Annotated in this window: 12 protein-coding genes; 8 read left to right on the top strand and 4 right to left on the bottom strand. The window is 74.9% G+C overall.

Annotated elements, in window-relative coordinates; all coding sequences use genetic code 11:
- From C1A33_RS07500 to C1A33_RS07490, 3 genes are all read left to right on the top strand, one after another.
- Window positions 1–260, top strand: a 260-nt coding sequence (locus C1A33_RS07500) for an SCO4848 family membrane protein (RefSeq protein ID WP_101830798.1), incomplete at its 5' end; no start/stop codon positions are given.
- Between the two features lie 111 nt (window positions 261–371).
- On the top strand, window positions 372–2,825 hold the full coding sequence (locus C1A33_RS07495; protein WP_243407288.1) for a RecQ family ATP-dependent DNA helicase: 2,454 nt from the start codon (window positions 372–374) through the stop codon (window positions 2,823–2,825).
- Between the two features lie 315 nt (window positions 2,826–3,140).
- Window positions 3,141–3,503 (top strand): hypothetical protein, encoded by a 363-nt coding sequence (locus tag C1A33_RS07490; RefSeq protein WP_207770203.1) that lies wholly within the window; start codon window positions 3,141–3,143, stop codon window positions 3,501–3,503.
- 236 nt (window positions 3,504–3,739) lie between these two features.
- On the opposite strand, the gene C1A33_RS07485 is transcribed toward C1A33_RS07490, so the two are convergent.
- Complete coding sequence (locus C1A33_RS07485) at window positions 3,740–5,695, bottom strand: serine/threonine-protein kinase (protein WP_101830796.1); 1,956 nt, start codon at window positions 5,693–5,695, stop codon at window positions 3,740–3,742.
- Between the two features lie 93 nt (window positions 5,696–5,788).
- Entirely contained in the window at window positions 5,789–8,881 is a 3,093-nt protein-coding gene (locus C1A33_RS07480; RefSeq protein WP_101830795.1) for a serine/threonine-protein kinase, read from the bottom strand.
- 151 nt (window positions 8,882–9,032) lie between these two features.
- Between C1A33_RS07480 and C1A33_RS07475 the strand changes: the two genes are divergently transcribed.
- From C1A33_RS07475 to C1A33_RS07460, 4 genes are read left to right on the top strand one after another with little or no spacing between them, the layout of a single operon-like run.
- A complete protein-coding gene (locus tag C1A33_RS07475; RefSeq protein ID WP_101830794.1) occupies window positions 9,033–9,536 on the top strand; it encodes a cytidine deaminase in 504 nt (167 codons plus the stop codon).
- Complete coding sequence (locus tag C1A33_RS07470; protein ID WP_101830793.1) at window positions 9,533–10,840, top strand: thymidine phosphorylase; 1,308 nt, start codon at window positions 9,533–9,535, stop codon at window positions 10,838–10,840. The genes C1A33_RS07475 and C1A33_RS07470 overlap by 4 nt, the downstream gene beginning before the upstream one ends.
- A gap of 47 nt (window positions 10,841–10,887) precedes the next feature.
- Complete coding sequence (locus C1A33_RS07465; RefSeq protein ID WP_101830792.1) at window positions 10,888–11,991, top strand: adenosine deaminase; 1,104 nt, start codon at window positions 10,888–10,890, stop codon at window positions 11,989–11,991.
- Entirely contained in the window at window positions 11,988–12,617 is a 630-nt protein-coding gene (locus C1A33_RS07460; protein ID WP_101830791.1) for a DNA-3-methyladenine glycosylase I, read from the top strand. The genes C1A33_RS07465 and C1A33_RS07460 overlap by 4 nt, the downstream gene beginning before the upstream one ends.
- A 113-nt stretch (window positions 12,618–12,730) precedes the next feature.
- Here C1A33_RS07460 and deoC read toward each other — a convergent pair whose 3' ends face one another.
- A complete protein-coding gene (gene deoC / locus C1A33_RS07455; RefSeq protein ID WP_243407287.1) occupies window positions 12,731–13,525 on the bottom strand; it encodes a deoxyribose-phosphate aldolase in 795 nt (264 codons plus the stop codon).
- Between the two features lie 252 nt (window positions 13,526–13,777).
- Here deoC and upp point away from each other — a divergent pair, with 252 nt between their 5' ends.
- Window positions 13,778–14,416 (top strand): uracil phosphoribosyltransferase, encoded by a 639-nt coding sequence (gene upp / locus C1A33_RS07450; protein WP_101830789.1) that lies wholly within the window; start codon window positions 13,778–13,780, stop codon window positions 14,414–14,416.
- Window positions 14,417–14,431: 15 nt separating this feature from the next.
- Here upp and C1A33_RS07445 read toward each other — a convergent pair whose 3' ends face one another.
- Window positions 14,432–16,297, bottom strand: coding sequence for a phospho-sugar mutase (locus tag C1A33_RS07445; protein ID WP_423748048.1), 1,866 nt, complete (start codon window positions 16,295–16,297; stop codon window positions 14,432–14,434).
- Between the last annotated feature and the right edge of the window lie 33 nt (window positions 16,298–16,330).

The following is a 16,330-nucleotide window of genomic DNA, read 5'->3' as shown; positions in this document are numbered from 1 at the left end:
GTGCGTCCTGGTTCCTGGTCGCGGTGGGTGTGTGGTCGTGGGCGATCTGGCCGAATTTCCTGCGCAACATCTGGAAGGACGATCGTTCCTGGGACAACGGGCCGACCGGTTTCTTCGCGGTCCACCTGGTCCTGACGGTCGTCTCCCTGGTCGTCGGCACCGTGGTCGGCTGGATCGGCGTGCGCGGGGCGCGGGCGGCCCGTCCGCACCCCGCCGCCGAGACGACCGCACCGGACCAGTTGATCAGCTCGGGCCGCTGACCTCCTCGCCTTCGCTGGTCGCCGTTCTGTCGGACGCGTCGGGTAGAACGTCGTTCCATGGTGGTGGAGGGGACGGCGGTCCCGGGCGTGACGGCGGCGGTACGAGCGCCGGTGGCGGCACGGGGGTCGGAGGACCTGCGGGAGCGGGCGGAGGGGCTGCTGCGGGAGCTCGCCGGGCCCGCGGCCGTGTTGCGTGACGACCAGTGGCGGGCGATCGAGGCGCTCGTCACCGACCGGCGCCGGGTGCTGCTCGTGCAGCGCACCGGCTGGGGGAAGTCCGCGGTGTACTTCCTCGCCACCGCGCTGCTGCGGGGCACCGCCGCCGCTGACGGGGAGGGCGGCGATGCCCGGCCGCGGGCCGGCGGTGATGCGGGGTCGCGGGACGAGGGCGGGGACGGGCCGCGAGCTGGCGGCGTGGGAGAGCGGTCGACGGCCGGCGGCGTGGCGCTGGGCCGGCCGGGGCCGACGGTGATCGTCTCGCCGTTGCTGGCCCTCATCCGCAACCAGGCGGCGGCCGCGGGTCGGCTCGGCATCCGCGCGGGCGAGATCCATTCCGGCAACGTCACCGAGTGGGACGAGGTGTACGCGGCGCTGCGGGCCGGCGAGCTCGACGTGCTGCTCATCGGCCCCGAACGGCTGAACAACCCGACCTTCCGGGACGACTACCTGCCCGAGCTCGCGGCCACCACCGGCCTGCTCGTCGTCGACGAGGCCCACTGCATCTCCGACTGGGGGCACGACTTCCGGCCCGACTACCGCCGTCTTCGCACCCTCATCGCCGGCCTGCGTCCCGGCGTCCCCGTCCTGGCCACCACCGCCACGGCCAACGAACGCGTCGTCGCCGACGTCAGTGAGCAGCTCGGCGGCGCCCCCGGCGTCCCGGGCCCGCCGCCGGCGGGCGGCCCCAGCGGCGCCGCAGGCCCGGACAGCGCCGTGGACATGGGCGGCACCGTCGGGCTGGGCGGCACCGTCGGGCTGGGCGGCACCGTCGGTGTGGGCGGCACCGTCGGTCTGGGCGGCACCGTCGGGACGGGCCGCACCGAAGGTCCGGACGGAGCCGCCGACGGGGCAGGGACGCTGGTGTTGCGGGGGACGCTGGACCGGGAGAGCCTGCGCCTCGCCGTCGTCGCGCTGGCGCGGGCCGAGGAGCGGTTCGGCTGGATCGCCGAGCGGCTGCGGGAACTGCCCGGCTCCGGGATCGTCTACACGCTGACCAAGGCCGCCGCCGAGGAACTGACGGCCTTCCTGCGCGCGGAGGGGCACGCGGTCACCTGCTACCACGGTGGCACCGAGGCGGCCGAGCGGATCGCCGCGGAGGAGGACCTGCTCGCCGACCGGGTGAAAGCCCTCGTCGCGACCAGCGCGCTCGGGATGGGCTTCGACAAGCCGGACCTGGGGTTCGTCGTCCACCTGGGCGCGCCGGCGTCGCCGGTGGCCTACTACCAGCAGATCGGCCGGGCCGGGCGGGCCGTCGACACCGCCGAGGTGATCCTGCTGCCGGCCACGGAGGATCGCGACATCTGGCGCTACTTCGCCGACACCTCCTTCCCGCCCGAGCGCGTCGTGCGGACCGTGCTCGCCACGCTCGCCGACGCCCGCGGCCCGCTGTCCACCCAGGCGCTGCTGACCTCCGTCGACCTGGGGCCGGGCCGCCTCGACCAGATGCTCAAGGTTCTCGACACCGACGGGGCCGTCATGCGGGTCCGCGGCGGCTGGACGGCGACCGGGCAGCCCTGGTTCTACGACGAGGAGCGCTACCGACGGGTCGCCGCCGCCCGGGCGAGTGAGCAGCAGGCGATGCTCGACTACCTCGCCACCCAGGGCTGCCGGATGGAGTTCCTGCGCCGCCAGCTCGACGACCCGACCGCCGCGCCCTGCGGCCGGTGCGACCGCTGCACCGGCCGGGTGTGGGCGTCCACGGTCTCGGCCGAGGCGGCCGGGCGGGCCCGCGCGGAGCTGATGCGCCCGGGCGTCGTCGTCGAGCCGCGCCGGATGTGGCCGACGGGCATGAGCCGGCTCGGCGTGGCCGCGTCGGGGCGGATCCCGGCCGGGGCGGGCGCCGAGCCGGGGCGGGTGCTCGCGCGGCTCGGCGACATCGGATGGGGCAACCGGCTGCGGCCGATCTTCGCCGCGGGTGCCGCGGACGAGTCCCTGGCACCCGATCTGGTGGAGGCGGTCGTCGGCACGCTCGCCGGCTGGGGCTGGTCGCGGCGGCCGGTGGCGGTGGTGGCCGTCGCCTCCCGGGGGCGTCCCCGCCTGGTCGGGAGCCTCGCCGAGCGGATCGCCGCGATCGGACGGCTGCCGCTGCTCGGCCAGCTCGACCGGGTCGCCGGCGGTCCGTCCGCCGGGGAGGTCCACAACAGCGCGCACCGCCTCGCCGGGCTCTGGGCCGCCTTCGCCGTCCCGCCGGGCCTCGCGGCCGCGCTGGCGGAGGTCGACGGCCCGGTCCTGCTCGTCGACGACCGGATCGTCACCGGCTGGACGATGACGGTGGCCGCCCGCCTGGTGCGGCAGGCGGGCGCGCCGGCGGTGCTCCCGTTCGCCCTCGCCACCGACGCCGTCTGACAGTGAGGAGCCGGAGCCGGTCCGGCCGCCACCGTCAGGAGTGATCGCGGTCACCGAGCAGCGGCAGCGAACCCGCGGCTTTGGTGGCGCCTTTGCGGTAACGCCACAACGTATTTTACTGATTATTCTTTCATGATGAGGTTGATGCGTTACGTGCCCGCGCAACCGGTAAGCGCGCCTTTCTGTGACATCGGTGTGAATTCCGCGCCCAGGGCATGGACATGCTCCGTAGCCGTCCTAGCCTTGGCGGGCGGGCGTTTCGAGACCGGTCCGCGGTGGCAGGTCGGACGAGACGAAAGCGGGCGCTGATCGATCATGTGGGACTTTGAGCGCTGCACCGCCATGGTGAGGGGAGGTGGGCGGGGGTACGTCGCCCACCGGTGCGGGAAGCGGGCGATCGAGAAGGACCCGGACGGGCTGTGCCGCACGCATCGCCTGGAGCGGGAGGGCGCGCAGGACTCCGACGCGGACGAGCGCACCTGGCGGCGCGGCAAGGAGACGGAGCGGCGGCTCATGGAGCTCGCCGGCCACCTCGGCGACTTCTACCGCCTGCCCGTCACGATCGAGTACGACGAGTCCGAGCCGACCCGGCCGCCGACCGGGAGGCTGCTGATCCAGCCCGACGACCTGCTGCGGGTGCTGCGGGCGCAGGATCTGATGCCCCGCCGCGCGGTCTGATCCAGCCCCGCGCCCGGATGGGCACGCGCGTTTCTCCGAAAACACACCCTGACCCTGGGACGCCCGCGGCGCCGCATCATGCCCGCGGTGGTGACGCCCGCCGGGTTCTGGCGACGGAAACGACGTGAAAACACGGTTCCGTGCGGGCCCGCGGGATCGACAGCTCGCTGGCCGGCCGGCCGCGCGCCGGCCGGACATTCACTATCGGACGATCCGGGTCACCGCTGCGATGATCGTTATGGCGCCGTGGGCGGTGTCGGCGGGGCAGTGGGCGCGCCCGCGGAGGGCGAGGACGGCTTGCCCGTCGCTGACGTCGGCGCGGAGCTCGGCGACGGGCCTCTGGGCGAGGTGGACGTGGCCGAGGGCGTCGCGCTGGGCGTGGGCTCCACGGTGGCCGTCGCCGAGGGCGGCGCCTCCGTCTGCGTCGGCTCGACGGTCTGCGTCGGAGTGTTTCGCGGCCGGCGGGGGGTGTGCCGCGGCGCGTCCGGGGTGACGAAGACCGGAGCGGTGTACGCCGGCAGCGTGGCCGAGGGGACGGTCTGCGCCGCGGTGGGTGGGGCGGTCGTCTCCTGGGCGCCGACGTCGTTGTGGCCGCCGGACGAGCCGCCGCCGGACAGCGTCGCCAGGGCGATGATCGCGCCGGCGAGGGCGACGACCGCGCCCGCCGCGATGGCGATCGTCATCCGGCGCCGCCGGGCCGCGTCGTCGCCCTGCCGCCAGCCGTCGCCGGGCCCGCCGGGGGGCGGGGAATCGGCGCGCCGCCGAGCCTCGTCGAGCGGGACCAGACCGGCCGCGTGATCGTCGTCGAGCAGGCCGAGATCGGCGGCCCCGACCATGGGGAGGGTGCCGATGCGGGTCTCGTCGTCCGCGCCGCCCCGGACCGCACCGGTGGCCTGGCCGGACATCCCGACCTGGGTGTGCGCGTCGTGGTGATCGCCCGCCTGGGGACCGGTCCGCCGTGGCGGGGCCGCCTGGGCGGACGCGCGGCCGCCGCCGGTCGCGGGTGAGATGGTGGTCTCGTCCGCGGCCGCGGACGAGACCACCGGGTCGGCCGTGATCTCAGCCTCGCCGGGTGCGGCGGATCCCAGGACCGGCGCGGGCAGCGGCGGGGCGTCGGCCCGCGGCCCGGTGCCGCGGGAGCGGCCGTCCGGCCCGGTCCGCGGCATCGCGGAGGCCGGCCCGGGCGCGCCGCCGGTGGCCGGACCGCCGCCGGGCGCCGCCTGGGCGGGCCGGTCCGCCGCGTCGTCGAGGTTCTCCAGGCCGACGTCGGCCGCGCTCGGGCCCTCGTCGTCCTCGCCGCGGGACCGGGCGTGCATCACCGAGGCGGGAACCGGGTTGGCGTTGCGGGCGACGGGGATGAGCCGGCGGCGGATCTCCGTGACGTCGGGGCGCTCCTCCGCCGGGCGGTCCATCAGATCGCTCAGGAGGTTGCGCAGGGGACCCGCCAGCCGGAAGGCGCGGCGCCGACCCTCGACGACGGCGGTGAGCACCGCGTAGGTCTCCGGGCCCTCGAACGGTGGCTGGCCCTCGACGGCGGAGTACAGCGTCGCGCCGAGGCCCCACAGGTCGCTGGCCGGGCTGCCGGACGAGCCGCGGACCCGCTCGGGGGCGATGTAGGCGGGGGAGCCGACGAGCGCGCCGGTCCCGGTGAGGGTGACATCGCCCTCGGTGGCGGCGATGCCGAAGTCGGTGAGGCGGACCCGGCCGTCCCGGCCGAGCAGGACGTTGCCCGGCTTGACGTCGCGGTGCAGCACGCCGGCGGAGTGGGCGGCGGCGAGCGCGTCGGTCAGCGCCAGGCCGATGGCCGCGACCTGGTCGAACGGCAGCGGGCCATGGTTGCGGATCACGTCGCCGAGGCTGTCCGCGTCGACGAGCTCCATGACGATCCAGTGCCGCTGGTGCTCCTCGACCACGTCGTACACGGAGACGATGGCGGGGCTGTGCAGCCGGGCCAGCGCGCGCGCCTCGCGCAGGACACGGGCCCGGATGGCGTCGCGCTCGTTCTGCGCGCCGGCCATCGGGACGAGGATCTCCTTGATGGCCACCGGCCGCTGGAGGAGCTCGTCCTCACCACGCCAGACGACACCCGCTCCACCCCGCCCGATGGGCGTGTCGAGACGGTAGCGCTGAGCTACGTAACGAGGCGTGCCATGCCGGTCGGTGTCCGGGGGCACGCTTGCCGATTTGGCCATCGTGTCAAGTCTGACAGACGGACGGATCCGCGTGCCTGACGGCCTGCGTGCTTCCCGTCGCGACGAGAGTCGGAAGTCCGGCGAATGATGACATCACGGACCAGGCCGGAAGGTTCCGAAGACTTGGCGCATCAATGGTTGATCCTGCAACCAGAGGTCGTCGCGGGTATGCCAGTAGAGGGCATATCCGTGACCGTTGCGAATCGCGCCCCGGTTGAGCACATGAACCATGATCCCGTCCGACCTGCGGTAGGTGAACTCCCAGTCGGCCTGGCCGGTGCCATCCCCACCGTCGCTGGGAGCGAGCCGTACGCGCCGATAGTCCTGCACGCTCCGAACGAATCCGGCCTCGTTGCGTTGCCAGTCTCCGATTGCGGAGGTGTTTGCCTGCCTGACGCTACCCACCCGCAGGAAGGACCGGGTAGCCGGGTCCACGAAATCGACGTTGCCGGCCCCGCCCGGGCCCTGCTGGCGGTGCCAGCCGGACGGGTACGCCACCGACCAGCCGGCGTCGGGATCGGTGTAGGACGTCCAGCCGGCCGGCGCGGCGGCCGGCGGGGTCCCGTGGGCGACCGGATCGACGGGCCCGGCCTCGCGATCAGCCGCCCGCACGGCGGCGGACCGCCCCCCCGTCGCCGCCGTCGGGCGCGATCCGGGTGGACGGTCCGCTCCACCGGCGTCCGCCACCTCGCCGGCGGGGCCGGCGGTGGCCGGCCCGGGACCGGATTCGGCGTCGGAACCCGCGGTGGTCAGCAGGACCAGCACGACGACGAGCGCGGCGGTGACGAGGACGGCCACCGCCGCCACGGCGACGGTCCGCGCCCGCCGCGGGCCACCCGGACCCGCCGGCCTCCCCGCCGGCGCCTTCCCGTCCAGGCCGCCGGACTCCGGCGCCCGCCCGCTCCACGTCCTGGTACTCGCCGCCGACCGCCGCGGGGACATCGCCGCCGTGGCGTCAGGCTGAGCCGGCACCGGCAACGTCGAGTCGGAGACGGGCACCGACGGCGCCGTCGGTCCGGTCGCCGGGGTCTGTGCGGGCGGCGCCGCGGTGTCGGCGGGCCGGGTCAGGTCGGCGCGCTGGGCGGGATCCGCGGGTGGGGAGAGGTCCGCGGGCCGGGCGAGGTCGGGCGCGGGGGCCGGTTCGGCCGGGTGCGCGTGACCGGGCAGGTGGACGGCGGCGGCCGCGCGGCCGATCAGCCGGGCCCGTGCGGGAATCCCGCCCAGCGCGCGCGTCCGGTCCGTGGCGCGCAGCCGGTCCAGCGGGCTGGTCAGCCGCGGCCGCCCCGGCCCGGGCGGCGGCGCGGCCTGGGTCGGCGGGGCGGCCTGGGTCGGCGGGGCGGGCAGCGGCGCGACGGCCGTGGCCGCATCCTGACCCGCGACGTCCATGTCCGTCTGAGCGCTGATGGTCGTGTTCGTGCTGGTGGTCATCCCTGCGCCGACAGCCGTTTCCGCGCCGACGATTCCCGCGGCCTTCCCCGCTCCCTCCGCGCCGACCATCGTCACGGTGGGCGCGTCGTCGGTGGCCGTCGCGGCCACCTGGTCGCCGGGATCGCCCGTGGAGGCGGGCGCGGGGTCATCCGGGCCGGTCGCGGCCGGGGCGGGGCCCGCGGGGGGACCGTCGGTGGCTGCGTGCAGCACCGCCGTCGCGTCGGTGGCGACCGTCGCGGCCACTCCCGCGACCGCTGCCTCGACCTGCCCGGACGCGGACGTGGCTGGGGCGATCACGCCCGCCGCCGGGCCGGCGCCCGGGATACCCGGTGTGGTGTGGGTGGACGCGCCCGGCGGGTTGTCAGCTGGTTGCCCGCCGTTTTGGAGGGACGCGGCGTGATCGTCGGATGGTGTTTCTCCGGTGGAGGCGCCGGTCGGATGTTGCGCCGCATTCAGGTGTTCGTGGTCCGTTTGGTGGTCTTCTGATTTCCCGGATGAAGCCGGCGCCGGCTCTCCGGAGTGTCCAGTGTGATTTTCGAGGGATTCCGGTGTGGTGATATTCAGTACTGGTTCCGTTACCGCGGCCGGCGCTGTCGCGGGTGGCGGGTGTGATGAATCGTCACCGTTCGTCATCGCGCCGGACGATCCGGCCGGAGTGGGTGCCGGTGAATCGGCTTCGCGCGCGTCGGCGATCGCGGGAGAATCGACCGTCGGATCGTCTCGGGTCGCTGTGGTGGCAGTGGCGAGAGGCGGTTGCGGAGATGTGTTCGACGTCATGTTTTCGTGCGGGGTGGTCGCGGCGAGGTCGTGCCGTTTCGGGCGGGACGCGCCCCCGGCGCCCCGGGACGCGCGCGGGCCGCCCGCGTGGGCGAGGATCTCGCGCAGCCGCCGGCGCACCGTCGACAGGGAGGGGCGCTCGGCCGCCCGCGGTGCCATCAGATCGTCGATGAGGGGGGCCAGCGGGCCGGCGAGCCGGAAGGGCTGGCGCTGCCCCCGCATGAGGGCCGCCAGCACCGCGATCGCGTTGGCGCCGGCGTAGGGCGGGGTGCCCTCGACGGTGGTGAACAGGGCCGCCCCAAGCCCCCAGCGGTCGCCCGCGGCGCTGCCGGTGTCCCCCCGGGCTCGCTCGGGCGGCAGGTAGGCGGGCGAGCCGAGCACCATACCGGTGCTTGTCAGGCGGGGATCGCCGTGGCTCACCGCGATGCCGAAGTCGGTGAGTCGGGCCCGCCCATCGGGTGTGACCAGCACGTTGCTCGGTTTGACATCCCGGTGCACGACGCCGAGCCGGTGCGCGGCCTCCAGCGCGTACGCGAGACTGATGCCAATCCGGCATGTCTCGTCGATCGGACGGGGGCCCTCGTCGGCGATGATCCGCGCCAGCGACCGGCCCTCGACGAACTCCATCACGATCCAGGGCAGATCGCCGTCGTCGATGACGTCGAGGACGGTCACCGCGCCCGGATGGTGCAGCCGCCCGGCCGCGCGTGCCTCCCGCAGCACCCGCTCCCGGGCACGGTCACGCTCCAGACCGCTCTCGCTGATCGGCAGCCGGACCTCCTTGACGGCGACCACCCGGTGCAGCAGCTCGTCGGTGGCCCGGTGCACCACCCCGAATCCGCCGCGCCCGAGAATGCCGTCGAGCCGGTAGCGCCCGCCGACCAGGGCCGCCCCGGCAGAGCTCGGGAGGCCCGGGTTGCCCGGGGACTCGCCTGCCAATGCTTCTCCCCCTTCCTCGTCGACGGTGAGCCTCGCGTCCATGGGATCACATCGTGGCGGGTTCAGGACGGTCGGGCATGCTGGCGACAGCACCCGACCAGACCACGCGGACCGGCGCGGACAGGGGCCTGACCTGCCCCGGACGAAGGCGGCCGACGATGCGGGCGGGCACGAGCGACAGGGAGCCGCAGACATGAGATGGACGGTCGACGACCGTGACTGGGCGCGGCTGCGCGAAGCCGCCGCCCGCGTCGCCCGCGGCGCGTACGCGCCCTACTCCGGCCTGCGGGTCGGCGCCGCCGCACTGGTCGTCGACCTGCCGGACGCGGACGGGCGGACCACCGGCGACGAGCCGTGGATCGTCGTCGGCTGCAACGTGGAGAACGCCTCCTACGGTCTCGCGCTGTGCGCCGAGTGCGGGCTGGTCTCGGCGCTGCACGCCCGTGGCGGCGGGCGGCTGGTCGCCTTCGTCTGCGTCGACGCGGACGGGCGCCCGCTCGCGCCCTGCGGCCGCTGCCGCCAGCTTCTCCACGAGCACGGCGGTCCGGATCTGCTGGTCGCCACCGCGGACGGGGTGCGCCCGCTGGCCGAGCTGCTGCCCGGCGCGTTCGGGCCCGCCGACCTGCCGGACCCACCGTCACCCGGCACGCCCGGCACGCCCGGCACGCCCGCGTCGTCGGCCGGGGGGCGGGGATGAGCGCCGCCTTCGACGCCGTCGATCTGATCCGAGCCAAGCGGGACGGTCGCTCGCTGTCCGGTGAGGCCATCGACTGGCTGGTGGACGCCTACACCCGCGGCGCCGTCGCCGACGAACAGATGTCGGCGTACCTGATGGCCGTGGTGTGGCGCGGCATGTCGCCGGCCGAGCTGGCCCGCTGGACCGGCGCCATGATCGACAGTGGCGAGCGGCTGGACCTGGCCGGCGTCGGCCGTCCGACCGTCGACAAGCACTCCACCGGCGGCGTCGGGGACAAGGTCTCGCTGGCGCTGGTGCCGCTCGTCGCGGCCTGCGGGGTCGCCGTCCCGCAGCTGTCCGGGCGCGGCCTCGGGCACACGGGCGGGACCCTGGACAAGATGGAGTCGATCCCCGGTTGGCGGGCCGACCTGCCACTGGGGCGGATGCGCCGCCAGCTCGGCGAGATCGGCGCGGTGATCTGCGCCGCCGGGGCCGGTCTCGCCCCCGCCGACCGCCGGCTGTACGCACTGCGCGACGTCACCGGGACGGTCGAGTCGATCCCGCTGATCGCCTCGTCCATCATGAGCAAGAAGATCGCCGAGGGGACGTCGGCGCTCGTGCTCGACGTCAAGGTCGGCAGTGGCGCGTTCATGACCTCGGCGGGTGAGGCCCGGGAGCTGGCACGGACGATGGTCGGGCTGGGCGCGGCGGCCGGCGTGCGCACCGAGGCGCTGCTCACCGCGATGGACAGCCCGCTCGGGCGGACCGCCGGCAACGCCCTGGAGGTGGCCGAGGCGGTGGACGTGCTGCGCGGCGGCGGCCCGGCCGACGTCGTGGAGGTCACGGTCGCCCTCGCCCGGCTCATGCTCGACCTGGCGGGGGCGGACAGCGGTACCGGCGCGGGCGGCCCGACACCTGATCCGGCGGAGGTACTGGCGCGCGGGGAGGCGTACCCCGTGTGGCGGGCGATGGTGGCGGCCCAGGGCGGCGATCCCGATGCGGCGCTGCCCCGCGCCTCGACGGTCGAGACCGTGCCAGCGCCGGCGTCGGGGTATCTGACCAGGCTGGATGCTCGCGCAGTGGGGGTCGCGGCCTGGCGGCTGGGCGCCGGGCGGGCCCGCAAGGAGGATGCGGTGTCGGCCGCGGCGGGGGTGCGCTGGCTCGCGGGCGTCGGCGATCCGGTCGAGGCGGGCCGCCCGCTGCTGGAGCTGCACACCGACGATCCGGCCACCTTCGACCGGGCCCGCGTGGCCCTCACCGGCGCGATCGCCGTCGGCCCGGCGCCACCGGCCGCCACCCCCCTCGTCCTCGGCCGCGTCCGCTGAGTTCTGTCGGACCCGTGTCCTACCGTCTGGGGTGAGACGGAGGAGAGATGACCAACGACACCGCGCCCGGCCCGATCACGGTCGACGAGATCAGTCGGGTGCCGAAGGTCCTGCTGCACGACCACCTCGACGGTGGCCTGCGGCCGGCCACCGTGGTGGAGCTCGCCGACGAGGTCGGCTACCGGGACCTGCCGACCACCGACGTGCACGCCCTGAGCACCTGGTTCCGTGGCGGCGCGCACAGCGGGTCGCTGGTGCGCTACCTCGAGACGTTCAGCCACACCGTGGCCGTCATGCAGACCCCGGAGGCGATCGCGCGGGTCGCCCGCGAGTGCGCCGAGGACCTCGCGGCTGACGGCGTGGTCTACGCGGAGGTGCGCTTCGCCCCCGAACTGCACGTCGGGCGCGGCCTGTCCCTGGACGCCGTGGTCGAGGCGGTGCTCGACGGGTTCCGCGCCGGCGCCGCCGGCACGCCGCTGCGGATCCGCGCGCTGCTCACGGCCATGCGCCACCAGGCCCGGTCGCTGGAGATCGCCGAGGTCGCGGTGCGCTGGCGCGACGCGGGTGTCGTCGGCTTCGATATCGCCGGCGCCGAGGCCGGCAACCCGCCGACCCGCCATCTGGACGCCTTCCAGTACATCCAGCGGGCCAACGGCCACTTCACGATCCATGCCGGCGAGGCGTTCGGGCTGCCGTCGATCTGGGAGGCGGTCCAGTGGTGCAACGCGGACCGGCTCGGCCACGGCGTGCGCATTGTCGACGACATCACCGTCGACCCGGACGGCAAGGCCACTCTCGGCAACCTGGCGAACTACGTGCGTGACGTGCGGGTGCCGCTGGAGATGTGCCCGACGTCGAACGTGCACACCGGTGCCGCACCGAGCATTGAGCGGCACCCCATCGGCCTGCTGCGCCGGCTGCACTTCCGCGTGACGGTGAACACGGACAACCGGCTGATGAGCGGCGTGTCGCTGTCCAGCGAGTTCGCCACCCTCGTCGACGTGCACGGCTACGGCTGGTCGGACATCCGCTGGCTGACGCTCAACGCGATGAAGTCGGCGTTCCTGCCGTTCGACGAACGGCTCATCCTGATCAACGACGTCATCAAGCCGGGCTACGCGCCCTACGTCCAGGAGGACTTCGCGAGATGAGCACGACCCTGCCGGCGGACGAGCGGCCCGCGGCACCTGCCGCCGACGCGGGCGGCGCGGTGCTCGGGGCGGACGGGCGGGCGCGCTGCCCGTGGGGCCTGTCCGCGCCGGAGTACATCGAGTACCACGACGGCGAGTGGGGCCGCCCGGTGCGGGACACGGTGGGCCTGTTCGAGCGGCTCACGCTGGAGGCGTTCCAGTCCGGCCTGTCCTGGCTGACGATTCTGCGCAAGCGGCCGGCGTTTCGCGCCGCCTTCGCCGACTTCGATCCCGCCGCGGTCGCCGCGTTCGGTCCGGCCGACGTCGAGCGGCTACTTGCGGACGCCGGGATCGTCCGCAACCGCCGCAAGATCGAGGCAACCATCGCCAACGCCCGGGCCGTGCTCGCGCTCGACCGCCCGCTACCCGAGCTGATCTGGGCCCATCAGCCGCCCGCCGCCCCGCGTCCGGTCCGGCTGTCCGACGTCGCGGCGATGACGCCGGCGTCAGTGGCGCTGGCGAAGTCGCTGCGCGCCACCGGGTTCGTCTTCATCGGCCCGACCACCGCCTACGCGCTCATGCAGGCCTGTGGCCTGGTCGACGACCACCTGGCGGACTGCTGGGTGCCCGCCGGAGCCGCCGCCTGAGGGGAGAACGGGGCAGGATGGCGGGCGGTTCTCCCTGCTCTGTGTCATCTTTTCATCACGCTCGGTGGCGCGATTCGATGGCGCGGCCCGGTGGTGGAGGCAGCGTGGGTCTGTCAGACGGGAAATCCGGCCAGGACGTCCTCGGAGGCCGACAGGCCGAGGCGGGTCGCCCCGGCGTCGATCATCGCGGTCGCCTGGTCGGCGGTGCGGATCCCGCCCGATGCCTTGATCCCGAGGCGGCCTCCCACCGCCCGTGCCATCGCGCGCACAGCCCGCACGCTGGCGCCACCCGCCGGATGGAAACCGGTCGACGTCTTGACGAACTCGGCGCCGCCGGCCTCGGCCGCCCGGCAGGCGGCGATGATGCTCTCGTCGGGCAGCAGCGCCGTCTCCAGGATGACCTTGAGGATCACGTGCGGCGGCACGGACAGCCGGACCTCGATGATCTCGGTCTCGATCGCCTGCCAGTTCTCGTCCATCGCGTTCGCGATGTCGATGACCATGTCGACCTCGGTGGCGCCGTCCGCGACCGCGCGGCGCGCCTCCTCCGCCTTGATGACGGTCAGATGGTTGCCATGCGGGAACCCGACCACCGTGGCCACGGCGGCGGTGGGCGTCCGCTCGTCGCGGTCACCGCGCCGAATGCTCGCAGCCGCCAGGTAGACGTGCGTCGGCGCCACGCAGACGGCGCCGACCCCGAGTCGGGTCGCCTGCGCGCACAGCGCCAGCACCTCCTCGTCGGTGGCCGCCGGCGCCAACAGGGTGTGGTCGATCATCCGGGCGACCTCGGCACGCCGCAGGACGGGCCGCCCCGGCGTCGGCTCCTGCGGCGACGGTGAAGGTGAGGCGGACCCGGGCTGCTCGGCGGGACGGTCGGCTCCGGCGGGCACGCGTGTCATACCTTGCATCATTGCCGACCCGCGCACCATTGCCGACCCACACATGCCTGCCAACCTGGGCACACCTGCCAACCCGCGCACACCTGCCAACCCGTGCACGCCTGCCAACCCGCGCACGCCTACGAACCCGCGCACGCTTACCAGACCGCGCACTCCTGCCAAACCGTGCTGGCCGACCCGGCCAGCCTCGCCGGCCCTCCCGTCGGTCTCCCGTCCGCGCGTCGCTCACCCCGACCCGCTCCAGTGCCGAGGAGTCAGTCTGTGCACCTGCACGTCGTGGACCACCCCCTGGCGGCGATGGCGCTCACTGTCCTGCGGGACGAGCGCACGCCCCGTGACCGCTTCCGGCCCGCCCTGCACGACCTCGCGACGATGCTGGTCTACGAGGCCACCCGCGCGCTGCCGGTGATGCCGGTGACCGTGACGACGCCGCTCGCGACGACGGCCGGCACCCGGCTGGCGGCCGAGCCCGTCGTCGCGCCAGTCCTGCGCGCCGGCCTCGGCATGCTGCCCGCGGCGCTGGCCCTGCTCCCGACCGCGCACACCGCCTTCATCGGTCTCGCCCGCGACGAGACCACCCACCAGCCGACCGCCTACCTGGAGTCCGTGCCCGACGATCTCGCTGGGCACCCCGTGTTCCTGCTCGACCCGATGCTCGCCACCGGCGGGTCCGCCCTGCACTGCCTGCGCCTGCTGCTCGACCGCGGCGCCCGTGGCATCACGGTGGTCGCGGTCGTGGCCGCGCCGGAGGGGCTCGTCGCGCTCGAGTCCGGCCTGCCGGCCGATGCGGCGGCGGAGCTGACCGTCGTGGCGGCCGCCGTCGACGAACGGCTCAACGACACCGCCTACATCGTCCCCGGCCTGGGCGACGCCGGCGACCGCATCTTCGGCCTGATGTGAGCGGGACCGGCGCCGTCAGGGGAGGCCGGTGAGCAGGGCGTCGACGGCCGCGGTGAGGTCGGTGAGACGGCGGCGCGCGAGGGTTCGGGCCGGGGGGACGCCGGCGCGGGTGGCACCGGCGACGGGCTCGACCGCTTCGACGTAGATCTTCAGCTTGGGCTCCGTGCCGCTGGGGCGGATGATCACGCGGTCCCGGTCGAGTGACAGCTCGAGCACATCGGCCGGTGGCAGGACGGTGGCCGCGTCGTCGGCGGCGGTGCCGCCGCGCAGCAGGTCGCGGTGGGCGGTGACCGGCCGGGCGGCGAGGTGCGACGGGGGCGCGGCGCGCAGGCGGCGCATGATCGTGTCGAGGTCGTCGGGGTCGGTGACGCGCACCGAGCGCGCCGTGGTGAGATGCACGCCGATCCGGACGGCCAGCTCGTCGAGCAGATCGAGCAGCGTCAGCCCGCGGCGGCGGGCATCCCCCGCGAGCAGGGCGATCGCGAGCGCGGCGGTGATGCCGTCCTTGTCCCGGACCAGGTCGGGCGCGATGGCGTACCCGAGCGCCTCCTCGTACCCGAAGACCAGCCGCGCATCCGCCCGCATGATCCACTTGAAGCCGGTGAGGGTTTCCCGGTACGGCACCCCGTAGGAGGCGGCGAGCGCGCGCAGGCCACGCGAGCTCACCAGCGTCGTCGCCACCGGTCCGGGCCGGCGGCGCAGGACCAGGTCGGCGAGCAGCAGGCCGACCTCGTCGCCGGTCAGCATCCGCCCGCCGACCGCGACGGCACAGCGGTCGGCGTCCGGGTCGGTCGCCAGCACCACGTCGGCGCCGACACGCTCGCCGAGCGCCAGCGCCCGATCCATCGCGCCGGGCTCCTCCGGATTCGGCCATCGCACGGTCGGAAAGTCCGGATCCGGCCTGGCCTGCTCCTCGACGACCACCGGACGCGGCAGCCCGGCGGCGGCGAAGACGTCAGCGAGCACCTGGCCACCGACCCCGTGCAACGGCGTGTAGACGACGACGGCCGTCGAGCCCGGGTCGGCCGTCGAGCCCGGGCTATTCGTCGAGCCCGGGCCGGCCGTCGAGGCCGTCCCCTCCGGCGCGAGCAGGTCGAGTGCCGTCGCCGCGGCGGCCCGCACGTACTGCTCGACGACCGGGCCGTCGCCGGGCAGCCGCAGATCGTCCGGCCGCCGGCCGCTGGGGGTCTGCCCTACATCGCGTGGGTTTTCGAGGGTCGGGTCGTCCGTGCGCCGCCAGGAGTCGGCGAGCGGGATGGCCCTGGCGGGGCCGACGGCGGCGATCCGTCGCTCGATGTCGGCGTCGGCCGGCGCCACGAGCTGGACGCCCCGGCCCGGATCCGCGTCGTCAGTGCTCTCGCCGCCGGCGCCCTCGCCGCCGAGATAGACCTTGTAGCCATTGTCGGTGGCGGGGTTGTGACTGGCGGTCACCATCACTCCGGCGTCGGCGTTCAGCCGCCGAACGGCGAACGCCAGCACCGGGGTGGGCAGCGGCCTCGGCAGCACCAGTGCGCGCAGCCCGGCCCCGGCCAGGACCCGCGCGCTGTCCACCGCGAACGGTTCGCTGCGGTGCCGGGCGTCGTACCCCACGACGACGAGCGGCACCCGGTTCGCCGCCCGCTCGTCCGCCCGTGCCCGCAGCCAGGCGGCGAGCCCGGCGGCGGCGCGGCGGACGACGGCGGTGTTCATGCCCGCGGGTCCGGCGCGCAGCGGACCACGCAGCCCGGCGGTGCCGAAGCGCAGCGGGGCGCGGAAGCGGTCCTCCAGGTCGGCCAGCGCGCCCTGGTCGGTGGCCGCCGCGGCGTGCAGCCGGTCGAGCTCGGCCCGGTCCGCGGGGTCGGGGTCGGCAGCGAGCCACGCGTTGACCTGCGTGGCCAGCACCTCAGGCAGCTCCGCGGATGTCCTGGGGGGCGG

The sequence above is a fragment of the Frankia canadensis genome, from assembly GCF_900197875.1.
In the GTDB taxonomy this organism is placed as follows: Bacteria; Actinomycetota; Actinomycetes; order Frankiales; family Frankiaceae; genus Frankia; species Frankia canadensis.
This window is presented reverse-complemented; position numbering and strand designations above follow the sequence as displayed.